The sequence below is a fragment of the Cronobacter sp. HA18003 genome (assembly GCF_011605905.1).
Lineage (GTDB): Bacteria > Pseudomonadota > Gammaproteobacteria > Enterobacterales > Enterobacteriaceae > Cronobacter > Cronobacter sakazakii.
In genome coordinates, this window is record NZ_JAANQO010000023.1 from 177,731 (window position 1) to 199,183 (window position 21,453).

17 protein-coding genes are annotated in these 21,453 nt (G+C 54.9%); 6 read left to right on the plus strand and 11 right to left on the minus strand.

The annotated features are described in order from the left end of the window. Positions 1 to 412: 412 nt before the first annotated feature. The gene (gene dapB, locus G6041_RS14850) at positions 413 to 1,234 is read right to left on the minus strand and encodes a 4-hydroxy-tetrahydrodipicolinate reductase (protein ID WP_012125793.1); all 822 of its coding nucleotides are present in this window, start codon (positions 1,232 to 1,234) and stop codon (positions 413 to 415) included. Positions 1,235 to 1,679: 445 nt separating this feature from the next. Here dapB and G6041_RS14855 point away from each other — a divergent pair, with 445 nt between their 5' ends. Beyond that, a complete protein-coding gene (locus G6041_RS14855) occupies positions 1,680 to 2,339 on the plus strand; it encodes a MurR/RpiR family transcriptional regulator (RefSeq protein WP_041460748.1) in 660 nt (219 codons plus the stop codon). 12 nt (positions 2,340 to 2,351) lie between these two features. Here G6041_RS14855 and G6041_RS14860 read toward each other — a convergent pair whose 3' ends face one another. Continuing rightward, positions 2,352 to 3,095, minus strand: coding sequence for an oligogalacturonate-specific porin KdgM family protein (locus G6041_RS14860; RefSeq protein WP_012125795.1), 744 nt, complete (start codon positions 3,093 to 3,095; stop codon positions 2,352 to 2,354). 408 nt (positions 3,096 to 3,503) lie between these two features. Here G6041_RS14860 and G6041_RS14865 point away from each other — a divergent pair, with 408 nt between their 5' ends. The 3 genes from G6041_RS14865 to G6041_RS14875 are packed head-to-tail and all read left to right on the plus strand — an operon-like array spanning position 3,504 to position 9,884. Next, the gene (locus G6041_RS14865; RefSeq protein ID WP_012125796.1) at positions 3,504 to 5,462 is read left to right on the plus strand and encodes a fructose-specific PTS transporter subunit EIIC; all 1,959 of its coding nucleotides are present in this window, start codon (positions 3,504 to 3,506) and stop codon (positions 5,460 to 5,462) included. A gap of 17 nt (positions 5,463 to 5,479) precedes the next feature. Beyond that, on the plus strand, positions 5,480 to 8,143 hold the full coding sequence (locus G6041_RS14870) for a glycoside hydrolase family 38 C-terminal domain-containing protein (protein ID WP_012125797.1): 2,664 nt from the start codon (positions 5,480 to 5,482) through the stop codon (positions 8,141 to 8,143). Next, on the plus strand, positions 8,136 to 9,884 hold the full coding sequence (locus tag G6041_RS14875) for a class I mannose-6-phosphate isomerase (protein WP_012125798.1): 1,749 nt from the start codon (positions 8,136 to 8,138) through the stop codon (positions 9,882 to 9,884). Before G6041_RS14870 ends, G6041_RS14875 begins: the two co-directional genes overlap by 8 nt. Positions 9,885 to 10,000: 116 nt before the next feature. On the opposite strand, the gene G6041_RS14880 is transcribed toward G6041_RS14875, so the two are convergent. Further along, entirely contained in the window at positions 10,001 to 10,633 is a 633-nt protein-coding gene (locus tag G6041_RS14880; protein WP_012125799.1) for a hypothetical protein, read from the minus strand. Positions 10,634 to 10,727: 94 nt separating this feature from the next. Between G6041_RS14880 and G6041_RS14885 the strand changes: the two genes are divergently transcribed. Then, positions 10,728 to 11,624: a LysR family transcriptional regulator gene (locus G6041_RS14885; protein WP_012125800.1), complete on the plus strand. Its 897-nt coding sequence runs from the start codon at positions 10,728 to 10,730 to the stop codon at positions 11,622 to 11,624. On the opposite strand, the gene rihC is transcribed toward G6041_RS14885, so the two are convergent. The 6 genes from rihC to ribF form a co-directional block, all read right to left on the minus strand. Next, a complete protein-coding gene (gene rihC, locus G6041_RS14890; RefSeq protein ID WP_012125801.1) occupies positions 11,621 to 12,538 on the minus strand; it encodes a ribonucleoside hydrolase RihC in 918 nt (305 codons plus the stop codon). The genes G6041_RS14885 and rihC overlap by 4 nt on opposite strands. Positions 12,539 to 12,631: 93 nt before the next feature. Beyond that, complete coding sequence (ispH, locus tag G6041_RS14895; RefSeq protein WP_004386254.1) at positions 12,632 to 13,582, minus strand: 4-hydroxy-3-methylbut-2-enyl diphosphate reductase; 951 nt, start codon at positions 13,580 to 13,582, stop codon at positions 12,632 to 12,634. After that, positions 13,563 to 14,033 (minus strand): FKBP-type peptidyl-prolyl cis-trans isomerase, encoded by a 471-nt coding sequence (gene fkpB, locus G6041_RS14900; protein ID WP_004386255.1) that lies wholly within the window; start codon positions 14,031 to 14,033, stop codon positions 13,563 to 13,565. The genes ispH and fkpB overlap by 20 nt, the downstream gene beginning before the upstream one ends. Positions 14,034 to 14,136: 103 nt before the next feature. Further along, complete coding sequence (lspA, locus tag G6041_RS14905; protein WP_007864145.1) at positions 14,137 to 14,634, minus strand: signal peptidase II; 498 nt, start codon at positions 14,632 to 14,634, stop codon at positions 14,137 to 14,139. Beyond that, a complete protein-coding gene (gene ileS, locus G6041_RS14910; protein WP_166498056.1) occupies positions 14,634 to 17,450 on the minus strand; it encodes an isoleucine--tRNA ligase in 2,817 nt (938 codons plus the stop codon). Before ileS ends, lspA begins: the two co-directional genes overlap by 1 nt. 48 nt (positions 17,451 to 17,498) lie before the next feature. Further along, the gene (gene ribF / locus G6041_RS14915; RefSeq protein ID WP_054628575.1) at positions 17,499 to 18,437 is read right to left on the minus strand and encodes a bifunctional riboflavin kinase/FAD synthetase; all 939 of its coding nucleotides are present in this window, start codon (positions 18,435 to 18,437) and stop codon (positions 17,499 to 17,501) included. Between the two features lie 317 nt (positions 18,438 to 18,754). Here ribF and rpsT point away from each other — a divergent pair, with 317 nt between their 5' ends. Then, positions 18,755 to 19,018, plus strand: coding sequence for a 30S ribosomal protein S20 (gene rpsT, locus G6041_RS14925; RefSeq protein WP_004386260.1), 264 nt, complete (start codon positions 18,755 to 18,757; stop codon positions 19,016 to 19,018). A gap of 76 nt (positions 19,019 to 19,094) precedes the next feature. Here rpsT and nhaR read toward each other — a convergent pair whose 3' ends face one another. Beyond that, on the minus strand, positions 19,095 to 19,991 hold the full coding sequence (gene nhaR, locus G6041_RS14930; RefSeq protein WP_007864137.1) for a transcriptional activator NhaR: 897 nt from the start codon (positions 19,989 to 19,991) through the stop codon (positions 19,095 to 19,097). A 71-nt stretch (positions 19,992 to 20,062) separates the two neighbouring features. Further along, positions 20,063 to 21,235, minus strand: a complete 1,173-nt coding sequence (gene nhaA, locus G6041_RS14935) for a Na+/H+ antiporter NhaA (RefSeq protein ID WP_012125803.1) — start codon at positions 21,233 to 21,235, stop codon at positions 20,063 to 20,065. Positions 21,236 to 21,453 lie beyond the last annotated feature (218 nt).

Below are 21,453 nucleotides of genomic sequence, written 5' to 3' on the forward strand. Positions count from 1 at the left end.
GGCTAAATCAACGCAAAAACGCCTGAACAGCGAATTTTTGGCAAACGGCGGCATTCTAGAGATAACTCAGGGGGAAGTCTACCTGAAAACGCACTTTTTATTGTTTTTTTGAAGGCTTTGAGGAAAACACAGGAAATGAAGGGCAAAAAACAAAGAAAACGAAGCGCAGAAAACGGTTGCCCGGCAAGAAAAGTAAAAACGAAGCATAACACAGCTTTTAAAATGGACCAAACGGTCAAAATTCACAAACCATTAACGCAAAATCAGTTAAAAACACTCTGTTTTAAGCAGCTAAGATTAAATTAACAACTAACGTCGCAAAAATAAATAAAACAAAAAAGGGCAATAAATTATTGCCCTTCAAATCAGAAACTTATGATTGTAATAACCACATCACGATGGGTAATAATAATCACAAATCATTCAGATTAAGCACATCCCGCATATCAAAAAAACCCTTTTTTTGCGCTTTAAGCCACAGCGCCGCCCGGACGGCACCATTAGCAAATGTCATCCGGCTGGAGGCTTTATGGGTGATTTCGATGCGCTCGCCAATGTCGGCGAACATCGCGGTGTGCTCACCGACAATATCGCCCGCGCGTACGGTCGCAAATCCAATGGTGCCGGGCACGCGCTCGCCGGTGTAGCCTTCACGCGCATAGACCGCACAGCTTTTCAGATCTTTATTCAGCGCGCCGGCAATCGCCTCGCCCATCGCGAGCGCCGTACCGGAAGGCGCATCCACTTTATGGCGGTGATGCGCTTCAATAATTTCGATATCGGTGTAATCGCCCATCACCTGAGCGGCTTTTTCCAGCAGTTTCAGCATCACGTTAACCCCAACGCTGAAGTTAGCGGCGAACACCACAGGGATCGCCGTGGCGGTTTCATGAATGGCCGCTTTACCGGCATCGTCAAATCCGGTGGTACCGATCACCATGCCTTTATTATGCGCGCGGCAGAACGCCAGGTACGCCAGCGTGCCTTCCGGACGCGTAAAATCGATAAGCACATCGAAATCGTCTTTCACCGCCTCAAGGTTGCTCTTGAGAGTGACGCCGGTTGCGCCAGTGCCCGCCAGTTCACCCGCATCAGCGCCGAGCAGCGTTGAGCCTTCGCGCACCAGCGCGGCACCGAGCGCCACGCCATCCATCGCAAGTGCTGCCTGGATTAACTGCCGTCCCATACGGCCATTCGCCCCCGCGATCGCGACGCGGACCTGTGCTTCTTGCATAGTTATACTCTTTATATGTTAAAAAATTGCTTATAAAACGTTCTCAGGTTAACCAGCGTTTCGTCGTGCTGCCAGCCCAAAACATCGATAATTAGAATTTAATGATAAACAGGGAGGGATATCAGTAAAAGGCATAATGGGCAGGAAAAACAGCAGGCCACTGTGTGTGAACGGCGGAAAAATAGTGACAGTCTTTTCAGGGTTACGTGTTAATCCCTGTCTCTCTGTTTGCGGTTTTCTCGCGCCAGGTTTCATATTAACGCGAGCTGGCTCCAGAATTTTTAACTTCCGCAGAGATAAACTCATTTATTATTTTACAAAAATACGTCTGCTCGATTAATATTGCTTTCCAAAAGAAGGGATGTTTTTTCCGATTACTAATTTCAAATTGATAACATACACAAGGTTTACACGGATCACTATAAATGTAAAACGGGATCATGTAATGAATAACCTCTCAAGGACAGAGCGCATTGTCTATGAATATATACTGTGCAATATTCACAGATTATCAGGCATCTCTGCAAAGATGATTGCCAGCCAGACGTTTACCACGACAACGTCGGTTAATCGGGTCTGTAAAAAAATGGGATATTCGGGATATACCGAATTACGATATAAATGCGGATTCCCGTTACAAACGAAACCGCACGTGTCTGACAAAATGTCAAACGGGCAGGAGAAAGATATTGCGGAACTCTGCCAGCAGTTACATCAAGCGCAGCATATCTATTTATATGCCAGGGGCGGAACACTGACCAGCCTGAGCTATTTATCTCGTTTCTTATCTATTGCTGGCATTCCTCATTTAATGTTAACGGATGTGCATCAACTGGCGTTAATAAATAAAGGCACGCTCTTATTGGTCAGCAAATCGGGAGAAACGAAAGCCATTGTTGAAATGGCGCGCAACGCGAAGCGTAAAAATATCCGGGTCATGGCAATTACCCGTAATAATTCCTCTTTATCTCAGGTCGCTTCCCGCACATGGGCTGTTGAAGATGCTGACGAGGCGTCATCGCTCTATCAAAGGGAGTCGCAAATAAAAATACTGGATTTTATTGATAGCATCGGATGCAAATTACTGACGACACCCGATGCATAATACACAGAAAAATTATAACTTTTTAGTAATCCCTAAGCGGCCAACGAACTCATTTTTATGCGTTCCGTGGTCATCCACATAGGTTTTGTCAAGAGAACCAAGCTCGATATAAGGCGTCCAGTCATCGTCCATTTTATAGCTGAATGCCAGCGTATGCTCCCAGTACGTGTCTCTCCCGGTTCCCTGATCGACGCCATCCTGGTAACGGAAGCGAGGGTTCCAGGACATACCGAAGCGCCCGATATTATAGGCAATCCAGATATCAAACTGATGCGATTTACGACGGGTATACTCATCGCTGTCAAGCTTTCTGTCGCTATGGGCATCATTCACCGTGTTATAGCGATAGCGGGCAGCGAGATTAATCCCGTTGTCAAATGCCTTCCATCCCTGGATAAAAGGGCGATAGTGCGTATTGGTTTTAGTGAAAACGGTCGTCAGACCGGGAGCTATGGAATAACCATTACCGAGCGGGAATTGCCACCGCGTTTCTATTTCCTGCGAGACGCCGGTCACGCCATCTTCTTTACCATCCCGGCTATCTTCATCACCAAAAAATGATTCATTATGGCTCTGCGTCGCTTCAGCAGAAAAATAGAAACCATTCGTTGCCTGATGCATAAATTTAATACGCGTTTCATTCGTATCCGCGCGTATATTATGCGCGCCACGCACATCTACCCAGGTTGTGCCCGCCCACCCGGACACACTATATATAACAGGAATACACAGGCATACCTTTAACAGATTATTCATATACTCTCCCCAAAAGTTACACAAAAAAATCCGTAATCAGATTGCTCTGGCAACCACAAGGTGAACACTATTTTCTGATACATTTGTTGTATCACCATACAAATGACAGCGGTGTTGTATCTGCGCTCTAATTATCGTGATTGCTTAATCATGGCTGGCAGTTTGAATCGGAAGCACTTTACTCCGATTTATCGTAGAGCACGCCGTTACAGCATTCATTAAACCATTAGCGGTTGTTTTAAAAAGAATCGCTAAGCGTAAACCACATTTTTCAGCCTCATACTTGTGTCGCACACTGTTATTTATTAGCTCAATGAACGCACTGCGCCGATATATGAGCAATCCGTCGCATTTATAAGGCCTGATCTCGATTAACCTGTCGACAACTCTGATTTTCAGGGAGGATTTATGGTGTTAAGCGGCGTGACTTCCCCTAATTTGATTCTCCTCGATAAGGAATGGAATACCCGTGAATCCATTCTGGAGAATCTCTCCATGCTTTTATACCAGGAAGGGAAAGTCTCCGATCAAGCAGCGTTTCTCCGTGCTGTATGGGAGCGGGAAAACATTTCTGAAACAGGCTTTGAACAAGGTATCGCCATCCCGCACGGCAAATCGCCCGTCGTAAAACAGCCTGCCTTTGCTGCCGTCCGGCTCACACAGCCTGTTGATGACTGGCCCACCATTGAGGGCGAGGAAAAGGTCTCTCTGGTCTTTTTACTTGCGGTGCCGCTTGGCGATGATGACGGGCACCTGCGCCTGCTTTCGACATTAAGCCTGGCACTGATGGATGAAGATAATGTCAGCGCGCTTAAAGCAGCACCTACCGTGGACGCCTTTCTCGCCCTGCTGGATGCGCATGAATCTGCTGGCGAAAAAATGCTCATTAACGCCAGCGGGCAAAGTTTGATTGTCATCACCTCGTGCTCTACCGGTATCGCGCATACCTACATGGCCGCAGAGGCGCTGGAAAAAGCAGGCGCCGCGCGCGGTATCCGGGTTTATAGCGAAAAACAGGGCGCGAACGGTATTGAAGATGAGGTAAATGAAACGCAAATCCGCGAGGCGAGCGGCGTCATTTTTGCCGCTGCGCTGCCCCCTAAAGGCAAAGCGCGCTTCAACGGCAAGCCCTTCATCACAACCTCCGTTTCGGAGCCGCTGAAAGACGCGGCGGGGTTAATTGAGCGCGTACTCACCAACCCTGACGGTATCGTCAATGAATCAAACACCACGGAAAGCCCAACCACAGCGCATAAACGATCTTTTGGCAGTCAGCTCTATCAGGGCATCTCCAGCGGTATTTCCTATATGATCCCGGTTATCGTCGCGGCAGGCTTGATGATGGGCTTCGGCCAGTTAGCCGCCAGCATGCTGGGCGTCACCGATATCGGCAACGCGCGTTACGCCACCGAACACAACACAATGCTGGTCATGTGCCATTACCTGACGCTCTACGGCAACATGATCATGAAGTTTATGTACCCGGTCTTTGCCGCCTATATGGCATGGAGCATTGCCGACCGACCAGGCCTGGTGCCCGGTTTCGTTGGCGGTGCCTTTGCCGGCGGGCTGCATTACACCTTCTGGGCGGTTAACGGCGGCATTCCTTCCGGCTTTCTCGGCGCTCTTATTCTGGGCGCGCTTGCCGGGTTCATCGCAAACTTTCTGAATCAACATATCCGCCTGCATAAGCACTTACAGGCCATGAAGCCGATGTTGATCGTGCCGGGTTTATCGGTCCTCGCGATCTTCTTTATCAACTTCTATTTTGTCGATCCGGTTTTTGGCGGCATCAATAAATTTCTTCAGCAGTTTATTACCGAGCACGGTGCCTCCAGCGCGTTAATGCTGGCTGTCATTATCGCCGCGCTGACCGCCTTTGATTTAGGGGGGCCTGTGAATAAATCCGCAGGTGCCATCGCCATCGGGCTGGCGGCTGACCATATTTTCCCGCTGACAGCGCGCGTGCTGGGAATCGTTATTCCCCCTATTGGTCTGGGCCTTGCGACGGTTATCGATCGTTTCCTCGTCAGGCGGCGAGTGTTTGACGAAAACCAACGTGTCACCGGCACTACCTCGCTAATCCTTGGGTTCCTGGCGATCGGCGAAGGCGCTATCCCTTTTATGCTCAGAAATCCGGTGATTACCATCTCGATTAACATTACAGGCGCCATTATCGGCGCAGTGACGGCCATTACCTTAGGCTCAGTGCAGTGGTTCCCGCTGCCTGCCATCTGGGGTTGGCCACTGGTGCAAAATCTTCCCGCTTATCTCTTTGGGATGTTTCTCGGCGTAGCGTTTATCGCTTTTGCTAACGTTTTTGTCCGCTATTACCTGATAACCACAGGCAAGCTTAAGCTGAACTGACAGGGAGGTTGTTTTTAATGGTCAACAAAAAGGTGTATGTCGTTCCCCACTGTCATTGGGACGCTGAATGGTATTTTACCTGCGAGGACTCACATATTCTGCTGGTCGAGAATATGGATTATTTGCTGGATCTGCTGGAAAAAGATGCGGATTTTCCAAGCTATACGTTTGACGGCCTGGCGATCGTGCTCGATGACTACCTCAAAGAACGCCCGGAAAATACATCGCGCATTCATGCGTTGATACGTCAGCGGCGGCTTTTTGTGGGTCCCTGGTATACACAATGCGACTCGTTGCTGATACGCACGGAGTCACTAATCCGTAATTTGCAGTACGGCATTCGCACCGCGACACAGTTTGGCCATTCAATGAATGTTGGTTATTTACCGGATATTTTCGGCCAGCATGCCTGGTTGCCCGCCTTTTTTACGGACGCCGGTATCGATTTCTGCGTTCTGCAAAGAGGGATTTATACGGATCAGCTTCGTGGCGATCTCAATTTTTACTGGCGGGCACCAAACCAGAAATCCATCGCCACCAACTATCTCTATTATGGTTATGGGCCAGGTAAGTTTTTGTCCGCTGAACCTGATTATTTACAGCACCGCCTCCTGCCTATTCTTGAACAGTTGAGCGTGATGAACCGCCATACCGATAAGCTGCTCTTACCCTGTGGCGGCGATCAGGTGTTGCCCAACGCCCAGTATCCACAAACGGTAAACGCCTTAAACCAGCGCGGATTGCCTTATCAGTTCGTTATGGCTGACTATGAGAGCTATATGCGTGAAACCTGGCGTGACGGTGAATTTACCCACGTGATTGAGGGGGAGCTGTTCGCCTGTCAGAAATCCCGCATTCACCGAACCTGCCACTCAACGCGTTATGACATTAAACGCCAGACCTGGGAAACCGAGCATCTGCTGATCGATAAGCTTGAACCGCTCACCGTTATGGCTTCATTACTGGGTATTCACTGGCCGCAACCGTTAATGGCCTCGCTCTGGAAAACCCTGTTTTGCGCACATGCTCATAACGGTATTGAGGCGACCAATGCCGACCCAGTCAATCAGAACATTAAACAGCGACTCATCAGCGTGGAGCGCTCTGCGCTGAGCCTGATTAATCTGCTGAAAAAGAAAATCAGCCACGCCATTAGTCTGCAGTCCGAGCAACGCAATATTCTGGTGGTTTTTAACAGTGATATTAGCCCGCTGGATAGCCTGGTTCAGGCTGTTGTGTTCACGAAAGATAAACAGGTTTCGCTGCGACGTGGTGGCAACCCCGTCGCCTGTACGGTACTGGAACAACGAAAACTGGATGGCGGCCAGCAGGTCATCGTGACCGCGCAGGGCGAAAAGCTGGAAACGGTGGAAGGCTATTATCGCAGCGTTATTCTTTTCAGGGCTGATGGCCTTCACGGGCTGGGTTATCAGACATGGCTCATTGATGAACAAACGGCGAGCCCGTCACTGACCCTGAGCCACGAAGAGGCCATTGAAAATGCACGCTTGCGAATCTCACTTCATCAGGGCGTTCTCTCGCTGGAAAACCGCGGTACCGGCCAACGTATCGACAATCTTCTGACCTTCGTTGACTGCGGGGATGATGGCGATGAATTCGATTTTGCGCCTGTGGAGCATGAGCAGCCTGTAAGCATCAGCACCTTTACGCTTATAGCCTGCGAAACGAGCCCGATGGTGTCGCGCATGACGCTGAAAACGACGCTTGTGCTGCCCAAAGATATGCAGCAACGACGGAATGCAGCACCGACACAGCCCATGACCATCCAAACGACGCTGGAACTCCGCCAGCATGAAAACTATGTGCGTGTGCAGCATCATCTGGTCAACGAGGCTCATGACCATCGTCTTCGCGTGCATATCAGAACACCGGTGAAAGCCCCCGATTACGCCTTTGCCGATCAGGGCTACGCCTTACTGCGTCGCGAGACCCGGAGCCGTTACGTAAACGGCTGGCGAGAGCAAGGCTTTGTTGAGAAACCCGTGCCTGTTTACACCCTGGAAAACTGCGTGGCGTTACGCGATGACAACCATCTCTTCGCGGCAATCACTCAAGGCATCAAAGAGTATGAAGTTTTACCGGACGAAGACGTACTGGCGCTGACGTTATTTCGAAGCGTCGGCTTGCTTGGAAAAGATGATACGCCGTGGCGACCTGGCCGGGCGTCAGGCATCAATAATAAAATCGTCGACACACCGGATGCTCAAATGCTGCAGCCGATGACGTTTGATTATGCGCTGATGATGGATAGCGGAATCGACGATGCCGCCTTATTTAATGCGTGCAAACAGTATCGTGAGCACTATCTGAGCTATCAATTGCAACAGCTCAATACCTTTGAAGAACGCCTGGAGCGTTTCACTATCCCGCTACCGGAAAAAGGCCTCGCCCCGGCGTTCACCTGGCTCATACAGAATAATCCAGCCATTCAGATGAGCATGTGTAAGCCCGGCGATGGCGAACATACCGTTATCATCAGGTTGTTCAACCCTGGCGACACGCCGCAAACCGTCGAGCTCGCTTCTCCTTTTACCTGCAGAATTTATCGGCTGTCACTGCTGGAAGAAATTCAGGAAACGGTGAAAGACAACCCGACTATCGCCGCGAAAGACTATCTGACGCTGGCCATACACCTTATGCAGGATCACAGCCATGAGTAGCGCGTCGTATGACAAGTTTCCGGAAGTTGCAGTTTCCGGTTATGCGAACCACGCTGCGCAGGGCTGGCCAGCAGCAGTGAAAAAAGTGCGCGAACGGCTCCCGCCCGCTGAGAAAACGGTACTGGTTATCGACTGTTACCCCGGCGTGCGTCTTGAGGAGCTGGCGGAGCGCTTTTTCCCTGGCCTCAATGCAACCCTGGTTCTCAACGTGGAAACCGCGCGCCGCGATGAGCGGGAACTTCAGTCTTTACTGGCTTACAACCTTACGAACGATCGCGTTTTCGGCGTGATCTCCTGCCACCAGCTCACTGACTTTTTTGATGAGGCGAAACTCACTGCGCTGCGGGAACGGGTCGATGCAATAAGTACAGGCCTGGTTATTGTCTATGGCTCTGGCGCGGCGCTGGTACATGACGGCGATATACTGATTTATGCCGATATGCCGCGCTGGGAGATCCAGCAGCGTATGCGCCGGGGCGAGCTTGGCAACTGGGGCGCGGATAATCAGCACGAAGATATGCTTCGTCGCTACAAGCGTGCTTACTTTATCGAATGGCGTGTCTTCGATCGCCACAAAACGCCACTGCTAAAACGCGCCGATTTTCTGTTAGACACCACGCTTGCGAATCAACCCGCCATCGTGAGCGGTTACGCGTTCCGCGCAGGCCTGGAGCAACTGACAACGCGGCCTTTCCGGGTAGTGCCGTTTTTTGACCCCGGCGTCTGGGGCGGACAGTGGATGAAGCGCACATTTGATCTCGATCCATCCATGCCCAATTACGCCTGGTGCTTTGACTGCGTGCCAGAAGAAAACAGCCTGTTCCTGCGTTTTGGCACGGTGCGAACAGAAATTCCGGCACAGGATCTGGTGCTGCTTTACCCACGGCCTTTGCTCGGTGAAAACGTTCATGCGCGCTTCGGTGCTGAGTTTCCGATTCGCTTTGACATGCTGGACACCATCGGCGGCCAGAATCTCAGCCTCCAGGTTCATCCGGTGACGGACTATATTCAGCAGCAGTTCGGCATGCATTACACCCAGGATGAAAGCTACTACATTCTTGATGCGGAACCGGACGCAGTGGTTTATCTCGGCGTCCAGACCGGGACGCAGCCTGTGCAGATGGTTGATGCACTCAGACGCGCCGCGCGTGGAGAGAAAGCCTTTGACGATGCCCGGTTCGTTAACCCGATCCCCGCCCATAAACACGATCATTTCCTGATCCCGGCAGGAACAGTACATGGCGCTGGCGCGGGAACGATGGTGCTTGAGATAAGCGCCACGCCGTATATTTTTACCTTCAAACTCTGGGACTGGGGACGCCTCGGTATGGATGGCCTTCCCCGCCCCGTACATCTTGAGCATGGGGCGCAGGTGATCGACTGGAGCCGTGATACAGACTGGGTGCGCCGCCATCTGGTGAACCGGGCAGAACCTCGCGCTGGCGGCGACGGCTGGCGAGAAGAGCGTACTGGCCTGCATGAGCGCGAGTTTATCGAAACCCGGAGACACTGGTTTGATAAACCGGTACTGCATCATACCCATGGCACCGTTAACGTGCTTAATCTCGTCGAGGGTGCCGAAGCGTTAGTGGAGAGCCCCAATGGCACGTTTGAGCCGTTCGTGGTGCATTACGCCGAAACCTTTATCGTTCCGGCGGCAGCAGGTGCCTACCGCATCTCTCCCTTTGGCAAAGGGATCGGGCAGCAACTGGCGACGATAAAAGCCTGGGTGAGAGGATGACGCGCTTCGCGCACGTGTTTCAGCCAGGCGTTCAGCCTGGCTGAAACGGAATCCCTGGCGGATGCTTGTCAGGCGACAGAGGAAGAAACGGCAGGCGCGTTGACCTGCCGCGAGGCTTACTCTGCCAACTGGTAAGCCACCAGCAGTTGGCCTTTCTTTACTTTAATGCCCGTGAGCGTCACCTCACCCACCTGCGAGAGCGACGCCACATGCGTGCCGCCGCAGCCGTAGACGGGCAGTTCGCCAAAGCGCACCTGCCGCCGCCCGTCCACGAAATCGACATAGCGTGGCAAATCGGCGGCAACCCACGCGGCGATCTTCTCGCTTAACGCATTGGCATCCGGCACGTCTGACGCCTGCGCCGGGGCAAACGTAATTTTGCCTTCGCCAGGCCAGTGGTGCGCTTTCACGGGCTGCCAGCCGAGCTGCTCCCCGGCATAGCCAATCAGGTGGCCCGCCGAGTGCCAGCGGGTATGGCGGTGACGCAACGTGTCATCGACCACGAGCGTGACGGGGCCGGTCGCTACCGGCTGCGCCAGCAGATGAATCACCAAATCGCCGCGGTTTTCGACGCGCAGCACCGGCACGCCGTTTATCGTGCCGCTGTCTGAGGGCTGCCCGCCGCCCTGCGGGTGAAACAGCGTTGTATCCAGCTCCACTTCATACTCGCCCTGCGCATTTTGTTCGCAGCACAGTACGTTTGCTTCACCCTGCAGCGCATCGCTCAGGTAGTACTCTCTGTGTGTCATCGTTGTCCTCCGGGTTCATCACACAGTATATTTATTATTCCCGCAGCGATAATCCTGCCTTACGACAACGAACCTTTGCATCAGGCGCACAAATATGAATTTAGCCCTTCTGCCCGACATCGCCGTTTTCGTTCAGGTGGTCGAGAGCGGCAGTTTCTCCGCCGCCGCACGAAAACTTGGCAGTACGCCCTCTTCCGTCAGCCGCAGCGTCTCCCGCCTGGAGCGCGAGCTGGGCTGCAAGCTGCTGGTGCGCACCACACGCAAACTGCGCCTCAGCGAGGCGGGCAGCGGTGTGTTTCAGCGCGCCGTCAGTATGATGGATGCCGCCCGCGATGTGATGGCCCGGGGCGGTACCGCCTCACAGTCACCACAGGGGCGCGTCACGCTTGGCGTGCCGAAAGCGGTGGGCCGTTTTGTGATCCATCCGCTAATGGAAGAGTTTCTGACGCGCTACCCGCAGGTGGATATCTGCCTGCGCCTGGAAGACCGGTATATGGATCTGATCGATGATGAGGTGGATCTGGCGCTGCGTATTACCGATTCCCCGTCTCCCGGCCTGTACGGCAAACCGCTGATGCCAATAGAGCATCTGCTGTGCGCCACGCCGGACTATCTCGCGCGCCACGGCACGCCGGAAACGCCGCAGGCATTACGTCATCACAGCTGCATCAGCCTGGGTGAAACGGCGGCGGACGCGCGCTGGAAGTTTCGTCGCGACGGGAAAAGCGTGGTGGTGCAGACGCACGGGCGGTACGCCGCCAACCATACCGGCGTGCGGCTGGACGCCGTGAAGCGTCATCTTGGGATCGGCAGCCTGCCGCGTTTTACCGCCAGCGACGCGCTGGCGGCAGGCGAGATAGTGCAGGTACTGCCGGAGTGGGAGTTTATCAGCAGCTATTCCGGCAGGCTCTGGCTGCTGTGGTCCACGAGCCGTCATATGCCTGCCAAAATCCGGGCGCTCATCGACTACCTGACGGAAAAGCTCAGTTAAGGCGCAAGCGTGAGCGTTTGTGCAACCCAGCCGCGAAACGCAGCCACGTCGATACCGAGCGCGACCTGCGCGTTCGCAGGCCGGTTTAACTTGCCTTCGATATCCACCACCGTGGTGCCCGCCGTGTAGTCGCCACGCGTCTCTACCGCCACGAAACAGGATTTGAGCGTAAACAGCTCAGGCTTAACCAGCCAGGCGATAGCGCAGAGATCGTGCATACGCAGACCCGTCGTCATGCTGCCGCTGCGGTAATGGCTGAACAGCGCATGCAGCATTTTCCCGGTGCGGTTAAGCGAGGGCAGCGCGGCGAGGTAATCAGGCGTCAGCACGGCCTGATTGGTCACATCCAGGCCGCACATTACGATCTCAATGCCGCTTTCAAACACCCGTGCGGCGGCCTCGGGATCGATAGCGATATTAAACTCAGCATTGGGAGTAAAGTTGCCGCGCCCTGCCGAACCGCCCATCATTACCAGCCGTTTGATTTTCGCTTTACATGCCGGATAGTGCGTCAGCAGCAGCGCGATATTGGTCAGCGGCCCGATGGTGACGAGCGTCAGCGGCTCCGTGGCGGCCGTCAGGCGTTCGTAAATCGCCTGAAATGCCGGAACGTCGAGCGTCAGCCGGTCGTGTTCGACAAATTCGTAGCCTTCCATTCCCGATTCGCCATGCACCGACGCGGCATCGCGCAGCGGGCGCACCAGCGGCGTGGCGGCACCCTGCGCCACCGGCACATCAGCATTCCAGAAATGCAGCAGTTGCAGCGCGTTGCGTGTGGTTTTCTCTACGGACACATTGCCTGCGACGGTAGTGATGAGCTGTAAATCAAGCGCTGGTGAAAACAGCGCGGCGGCGATAGCCACGGCATCGTCAATACCGGGATCGGTATCGAGAATAATCGGCGTTTTTGTCATGGGCGCTCCTTATTGTCTGGCCTGCCGTCAGGATAAAAAAATGCCGGACGATCTTCACCGTCCGGCATGCAGTTCTGGTACGCGCGTAAAAAATTACTGCACTTCGCGCGCGTCGATGCGCAGCTCCTTCGGCACTTCGAAAACGATGTTTTCTTCGCGACCGGTCAGCTCGTGAGCGTCGCTGCCGCCAAGCGCTTTGAGGCGCGTAATGACGTTCTGCACCAGGACATCCGGTGCCGAGGCGCCCGCGGTCACGCCGACACAGGCGGCGTTCTGCACCCAGGCTTCCTGAATGTCGTTGGCGTCGTCGATAAGATACGCCGTTTTGCCCATGCGCTGTGCCAGCTCCGCCAGACGATTGGAGTTAGAGGAGTTTTTCGAGCCCACCACTAACACGACGTCCGCCTGCTCCGCCAGCGCACGCACCGCTTCCTGACGGTTGGTGGTGGCGTAGCAGATATCGTCTTTACGCGGCCCGACGATTTTCGGGAAACGGCTGCGCAGCGCGTCGATCACTTCGGAAGTGTCGTCCACCGACAGCGTCGTCTGGGTCATAAAGGAGAGGTTATTCTCATCCTTCACGGTAATTTTCCAGACATCTTCCGGCGATTCCACCAGATACATGCCCCCTTCCGGGTTGCTGTACTGGCCCATGGTGCCTTCCACTTCCGGGTGCCCGGCGTGGCCGATAAGAATGGCTTCTTCACCGCGGCGGCTGGATCGCGCCACTTCCATATGCACTTTGGTCACCAGCGGGCAGGTGGCGTCAAACACCGTCAGATCGCGGCTTTTCGCTTCATTGCGTACCGCCTGAGAAACGCCGTGGGCGGAGAAAATCAGGATCGCGCCATCCGGCACTTCGCTGATTTGCTCGATAAAAATCGCGCCGCGCTCGCGCAGGCTGTCCACCACGTAACGGTTATGGACCACTTCATGGCGAACGTAGATAGGCGCGCCGTAAATCGCCAGCGCGTTTTCCACAATGCTGATAGCGCGGTCCACGCCTGCGCAGAAGCCGCGCGGGTTAGCCAACAGGATCTGCATCAGAACTCTCCAGCGCCGGATCGATCTCCAGCACGTCTATATCAAAATGAAGGGTATGCCCGGCGAGCGGATGGTTGAAATCCACCGTGATGGAGTCGCCGTTAATTTCACGGATGACGCCCGGCATTTCGCTGCCGTCCATTGCGGTAAAGAGCATGATAGCCCCGATATCCGGCTCGCCCGCGTCGATAAACTCGCGGCGGGAGAAGTACTGGATGAGATCCGGGCTTGGCGTACCGAACGCGTCTTCCGGCAGGAGCGTAAACGCTTTTTTGTCGCCGGCATGCAGGCCGAGCAACTCGCGCTCCAGGCCCTGCGACAGCGAGCCGTCGCCCAGGCGAAACAGCGCGGGTTTGCCGCTGTTGCGGCTGGACTCCGCCGTGGAGCCGTCTTCAAGCTTCAGCGTAAAGTGCACAAGCACCGCGCTGTTGCTCTGTATGGATGTAGACATGCAGGTTGCTCACTTATTTTGGGTCGTCTGTCTGCCCGGTACCGGGAAAACAGACGGCCGCACATTCTGTGGGCCGGGAAGCGTAGCGCCGCCCGGCCAGAGGTTACGCCGTGGCTTTCTGTTTAGAAGGCAGGAAGCCTTCCAGCACCACTAACGCCGCGCCGATACAAATGGCGGTATCGGCCAGATTGAACGTCGCGAAGTGCCAGTCGCCGACATAGAAGTCGATCATATCGACCACGAAGCCGTGCCACAGACGGTCAAACAGATTGCCCAGCGCGCCGCCAATAATCAGCGCGTAAGCAATGTTGTTGAGCTTCTGACTCGCCTTCGCGCGATACATCATGACCACCAGCAGCACGCAGATACCGATAGCGATACCGGCGAAGAACCAGCGCTGCCAGCCGCCTTTGTCCGCGAGGAAGCTGAACGCCGCGCCGTAGTTGCGCGCATAATGCAGATTGAGCGACGGGAACAGCGAGACAGTTTCCCCCAGCGCGAAATGCTGGAGGATTAACGCCTTGCTACCCAGATCGACAATCAGCACGACCACCACCAGCCACAGCCAGCGCAGACCGGTTGAAAGAATCGGTTTACTCATCAGGCAAACTTACGTTTTTCGCCGTCACCGGCGACGTTGCTGACACAGCGACCGCAGATTTCTGCGTGTTCCGCCACCTTGCCGATATCGGTGGTGTAGTGCCAGCAGCGCGGGCACTTCTCACCTTCGGCTTTTGCGAGCGCCACTTTCAGCCCTTTGAGCAGTTCGCTCTGCTGGGCATCCGCGGCGGCGCTGGCATAATCCTCAACCTTCGCCTGCGAGGTCAACAGGACAAATCGCAATTCCTCGCCAAGCGCGGTGAGTTTCGCCGCCAGCTCCGGCTCCGCGTACAGGGTGACCGCCGCTTCCAGCGAGCCGCCGACTTTCTTATCGGCACGCGCCTGCTCAATCACCTTGTTCACTTCGCCGCGCACTTTCAGCAGCGCGTCCCAGTAAGCGTCGTTCATCGCTTCGGTATCGGCAAGGCCAAACAGGCCGTCGTACCACTCACCGGTAAAGACATACTTCTCACGCTCGCCTGGCAGGTAGCCCCACACTTCATCTGCGGTGAAGGAGAGGATCGGTGCTATCCAGCGCACCAGCGCTTCACTGATGTGATAAAGCGCGGTCTGGCAGCTGCGGCGCGCCACGCTGTCAGCTTTCGCGGTGTACTGACGGTCTTTGATGATATCGAGATAGAACGAGCCCATTTCGATAGAGCAGAAGCGCATCAGGCGCTGCACCACTTCGTGGAAATCGTACGCTTCATACGCTTTGACGATATCGTCCTGCGCGGCTTTCGCGCAGCCGACCGCCCAGCGATCCAGCACGACCATCTCTTCCGGTTTCACCATGTCTTTCGCCGGATCGAAACCGTTCAGGTTCGCCAGCAGGAAGCGCGCGGTGTTACGGATACGGCGATACGCATCGGCGGCGCGTTTTAAGATCTCGTCAGAGACCGCCATCTCGCCGGTGTAGTCGGTGGATGCCACCCACAGACGCAGAATATCCGCGCCCAGTTTGTCCATCACATCCTGCGGAGAGACCGTATTGCCGATGGATTTCGACATCTTGCGGCCCTGGCCGTCAACGGTGAAACCGTGGGTCAGTACCTGGCGATATGGCGCTTTGCCTTTCATCGCGGTGGAGATCATCAGCGAGGACATAAACCAGCCGCGATGCTGGTCAGAGCCTTCGAGATACATATCCGCCGCATGGCCTGCGAATTCCGGGCGCACGTCAACCACAGATGAGTGGGTAGAGCCGGAGTCGAACCATACATCCAGCGTATCCGGCACTTTTTCATAGACATCGGCGTCATCGCCCATGATGTCGCGCGGGTCGAGATCCCACCACGCCTGAATGCCGTCCTGCTCAACGCGTTTTGCCACTTCTTCCATCAGCTCCAGCGTGCGCGGGTGCAGCTCCTGCGTCTCTTTATGGACGAACAGAGACATCGGCACGCCCCAGGTACGCTGACGGGAGATACACCAGTCCGGGCGGTTGGCAACCATCGACTCGATACGCGCCTGGCCCCAGTCCGGGATCCACTGCACGCCTTTGATCTCTTTGAGCGACTGCGCGCGCAGGCCTTTTTGATCCATGCTGACGAACCACTGCGGCGTGGCGCGGAAGATGATCGGCGTTTTATGACGCCAGCAGCACGGATAGCTGTGCAGCAGCTTCGCGACGTTCAGCAGCGCGCCTTTTTCACGCAGCAGTTCAACAATCTGATCGTTCGCTTTGAAGACGTTAACGCCATCCAGCCCCGGATACGTGCCCGGCAGGTACGTGCCGTCAGGGCCGACCGGATTGGCAATCTCCAGACCATATTTCTGGCTGATAGTGTAGTCGTCCGGGCCGTGGCCGCCTGCGGTATGCACCGCGCCGGTACCGGCATCAAGCGTCACGTGCTCGCCGAGAATAGCCGGAACGTCAAAGCCCATGAACGGGTGCGTAAAGCGCATCAGCTCAAGCTGCGCGCCTTTGGTTTCGCCAAGCACGGTGTAATCGGCGACGTTGATGCGCTTCATCACGCTCTCAAGCAGGTCTTTCGCCACGATCAGCGCTTGGCCTTCGATCTGCACCAGCACATAGTCGATTTCAGCGTGCAGAGAGATAGCGCGGTTCGCCGGCAACGTCCACGGCGTGGTGGTCCAGATAACCAGCGATACCGGGCCGTTGACGTTCTGCGCGCCAAACTTCGCCGCGACCGCCGCCGCGTCTACCGCGTTAAAGGCAACATCAATAGAAGGCGACGTTTTGTCGTAATACTCCACTTCCGCCTCGGCGAGCGCAGAGCGGCAGTCGACGCACCAGTGCACCGGCTTCGCGCCTTTGTGCAGGTGGCCGTTGCCGATGATTTTACCGAGCGCGCGAATGATGTTGGCTTCGGTGTTGAAATCCATGGTCAGATACGGGTGCGACCAGTCGCCCAGCACGCCCAGACGGATAAAGTCTTTACGCTGGCCGTCAACCTGGGTCGCCGCGTATTCACGGCATTTGGCGCGGAATTCGGCCGCGGTGAATTTCTCACCCGGCTTGCCAAACTCTTGCTCCACTTTCAGTTCGATCGGCAGACCGTGGCAGTCCCAGCCCGGCACGTACGGAGAGTCATAACCGGCAAGCCCTTTGGACTTCACGATAATGTCTTTCAGAATCTTGTTAACCGAGTGACCAATATGAATGCTGCCATTCGCATAAGGAGGGCCATCATGCAGAATGAAGGTTTTTTTGCCTTTTTTGGCTGCACGGATGATGCCGTAAAGGTCATCATCGGTCCAACGCGCCAGCATTCCCGGTTCGCGCTTGGCGAGATCGCCGCGCATCGGGAACCCTGTTTCCGGCAAATTCAGGGTTGATTTATAGTCACTCATCAGATTCTCGGTTCCGTATTTCGGTTTGATAATTAGCCGATTCAGGCGTTACGCCGGTGTCGGTAGCCCAAAAAAGTCGCGGGCGGTGATCACGTCTCTGGCGATTTGCGCCTTGAGTTCATCAAGCGAGGCAAACCGCTGTTCATTGCGTATTTTTTTACACAGCACTACATCTATATGGCGGCCGTAGAGGTCGATTGCAACGTCCAGCAAGTGAACTTCCAGCTGCTGACGCAGGCCGGCCACTGTCGGGCGGGTGCCGATATTGGCGACGCCGGGCAGCGGTTTGTCGCTGATGCCCAGCACCTCCACCGCATAAACGCCCTTAACGGGCGAAACCTGACGGCGCAGCGGTAAATTCGCCGTCGGGAAACCTATGGTGCGTCCGAGCGCGTCGCCGTGAACCACACGCCCGGAGATGGCGAATGGCCGTCCGAGCAGGTTTTCTGCGAGGCTTAAGTCATCCTGCGCGAGCGCCTGGCGTACGGCAGTGCTGCTGATGCGCACGCCCTCTTCGCAAAACGTTTGCGTGCTGGTGACTTCAAAACCATATTCGCGCCCGGCTTTCTGTAATAACAAGAAATCCCCTTCGCGACCAGCGCCAAAGCGGAAATCGTCACCGGTTGCCAGGAATTTCACGCCGAGGCGCTCGACCAGCAGATCGCTGACGAAATTCTGAGCCGTCAGCGCGGCAAAGCGGCGGTCAAAACGAATGCACAGCACGTAATCCACGCCGCAACGGGCGAGGTAGCGCAGCTTTTCGCGCAGCCGGGTAAGCCGTGCAGGCGCTTTATCGGCCGCGAAAAGTTCAAGCGGCTGCGGCTCGAAAATCATGACCATAACGGGCAGGCCGCGTTCGCGCCCTTGCGCGCATAGCCCGGCAAGCAAAGCCTGGTGCCCACGATGCACGCCATCGAAATTGCCGATGGTCAGCACGCAACCGTGATGCTCAGAGGTGAGATTATGTATGCCGCGTATCAGCTTCATGACTGGCTCAGAACAGTGAAAATCGTCGGATTATACCTTGTACAGCCTATAAGGTTAACCGACGATTTGGCCCTGTCAGCCATAAACCGGCAACGATTTCATCGCGCTGCGTCAGGGTTTCGCACTGAACGCGAATTTTGTCCCACAAAGACTGTATTCGCACGAGGCAAGCTGGTAGAATCTTGCGCCATCACTACGTAACGAGCGCCGCATAACAACGGCGCTTATTTGCACAAATCCATTGACAAAAGAAGGCTGAAAGGGCATATTCCTCGGCCTTTGAATTGTCCACATAGATCATATTTGGGAGTTGGACCTTGGCTAATATCAAATCAGCTAAGAAGCGTGCCGTTCAGTCTGAAAAGGCCCGTAAGCACAACGCAAGCCGTCGCTCTATGATGCGTACTTTCGTTAAGAAAGTGTACGCAGCGATTGAAGCTGGCGACAAAGCTGCTGCACAGAAAGCATTTAACGAAATGCAACCAATCGTGGATCGTCAGGCTGCTAAAGGTCTGATCCACAAAAACAAAGCTGCTCGTCATAAAGCTAACCTGGCTGCACAGATCAGCAAACTGGCTTAATCGCCATTCGCTGTCGCTTGTTGCAAGCAGCTTGTTAAAAAAACCCGCTTATGCGGGTTTTTTTATGCCTGCTGATTTATTTTGGCGGCACAAACAGCGCCGAATAGTCACGATTGCAGATGCGCTGCACCGCCGGATGCTGAATCATTCGCTCTGCGAAAATCGCGTGATACTCCTCCATCACGTTATCCATGCGCCCTATCTCCACAATATTCTCATCCTCGTAAAAATCATGCGCATAGAGGCTTGGTGCGACAAAAACAGCATTGTGCGCCGCGCCAAAGGCTTTCATCAGCGCCGCGTCGTCAAACTCGCCGAGAATTTCCACCTTCAGCCCTTGCGAGTGGATCCAGTTCAGTAATTTACGCCCAAGCATGGAACGACGCCCGGGTATCAGTAACCGGCGCTCTTCAAGACACGCCGGGAACGGCTTTGTCGGCGCCGGACTCTGACACCAGAAGCTCACGCTGCACTCGCCAATTTTGACGGAAAACAGGCCCGCCTGCTGCGTGGAGTCGATGGGGCAATCGGAGATAATCATATCGAGCTTATGCTGGCTCAGTTGCTCAAGCAGCATCTCGTGCGTCGATTCAAAACAGCGCAGGTGGATTTGCTCATCTTCCACCACCGCCGCGTCGAGCACGCCGCTGACCAGCCTTTTCGAAAGGGCGTCCGCCACGCCGACATCAAACAATAAGTGAGATTCTTTGCGGTAGTTGATGATGTCCAGCATCTCCTGGCTTAGGGTGAACATGCGGTCGGCATAACGAAACACCAGTTGCCCCAGCTCGCTCGGCTCAAGCCCTCTTCCCTTACGCTTAAACAGTTTGCCCTGTAGCCTCTCCTCCAGCGCTTTTATCTGTCCGGTAATGGTTTGCGGCGTAAGGTAGAGCGCCTCGGCTGCACCGACGACCGAGCCCTCCTTACAAACCTGCCAGAAATAATATAAGTGGTTGTAATTGATATGAGACATAAGCGCGTTCTCTGTGGAGTCCCTGAGGCAAAGCGGCCTTTACTCCGAAAGGCCGCATGATAAACCAGGCGTTAAGGTGCCCGTGATAAATGGCTGCGCAGGAGCGCATAGCCGATGACCGCAGCCAATAATGAACCGACCAGAATGCCAAGCTTAGCCCAGGTCACCAGAGCTGCGTCGACATCACCAAAAGCCAGCGACGCGATGAAAATGGACATCGTAAAGCCGATACCACACAGCACGCCGACGGCCAGAATCGTCTTCTGGCTGACGCCCGGCGGGAGTGTTGCCCACTTAAGCTTTACCGCCAGCGCGCAGAACAGGCTGATGCCGAGCGGCTTACCGATAAACAAACCGGCGATAATGCCAAGCGGCAGCAGCGACGCCAGGCCCGCCAGCGTGACGCCATCCAGCGAAACGCCTGCGTTCGCGAACGCAAACAGCGGCAGGATGAGAAAACCCACCCACGGGTGGAGCGCATGCTCAAGCGTGCCTGCGGGCGAATGTCCCTTCTGCGCTTTAAGCGGTACGAAAAAGCCGATAATGACGCCCGCAAGCGTGGCATGGACACCCGATTTCAGCACCGCCGTCCAGAGCACGACGCCCACAAGAATATAAACCCCGACGCGGCGCACGTTGCAGAGATTAAGCACTGCCAGTACAGCGATAGCGCCAGCTGCCACCATCAGCGACACCATCGACAGCGAACTGGTATAGAACAGCGCAATAATCACAATCGCGCCCAGATCGTCGATGATAGCCAGCGCCATCAGGAAAACTTTCAGCGCGGGCGGCACACGGCTACCGAGCAGCGCCAGAATCCCCAGGGCGAACGCGATATCCGTCGCCGCCGGGATAGCCCAGCCCGCGCGGGTTATCGGATCCTGAAAATTGAACGCCAGATAGAGCGCGGCAGGCAACACCATCCCGCCCAGCGCGGCAATCACCGGCAGCGACGCCTGTCGACGGCTGGCGAGCGAGCCCTGTACCAGCTCACGCTTCACCTCAAGCCCCACCAACAGGAAGAACACGGCCATCAGCGCGTCGTTCACCCATAGCAGCATGTTCTTTTTAATCTCCAGCGCCCCGAATTTTAATTCTACCGGCGTACTGAGAAAGCCGGTGTAGAGCTCTTGAGTGGCGTTGAGGTTTGCCAGAAGCATGGCCAGCGCGGCGGCGGCGATCAGCACAATGCCGCCTGCTGCGTCACTTTTAAAGAAACGTTCTACTTTTTTTATCATCATTGTCTACCCAGAATTATAGAGTCACGTATTCACTGACTTACACCAGGTATAAGGATAGCGGCCTTTATCCATCGGAAAAGCAGTTTATTCTGGGCATACAGATCGTTTAAAACGAATTATTGGAAATGACATCGGGTAAATGGCAGGCAAAAAAAGCCCCGGTAATCCATCCCCGGGGCCAGAGGTCCGCTCAAACACGGGCAGAGCGGCAAATATCA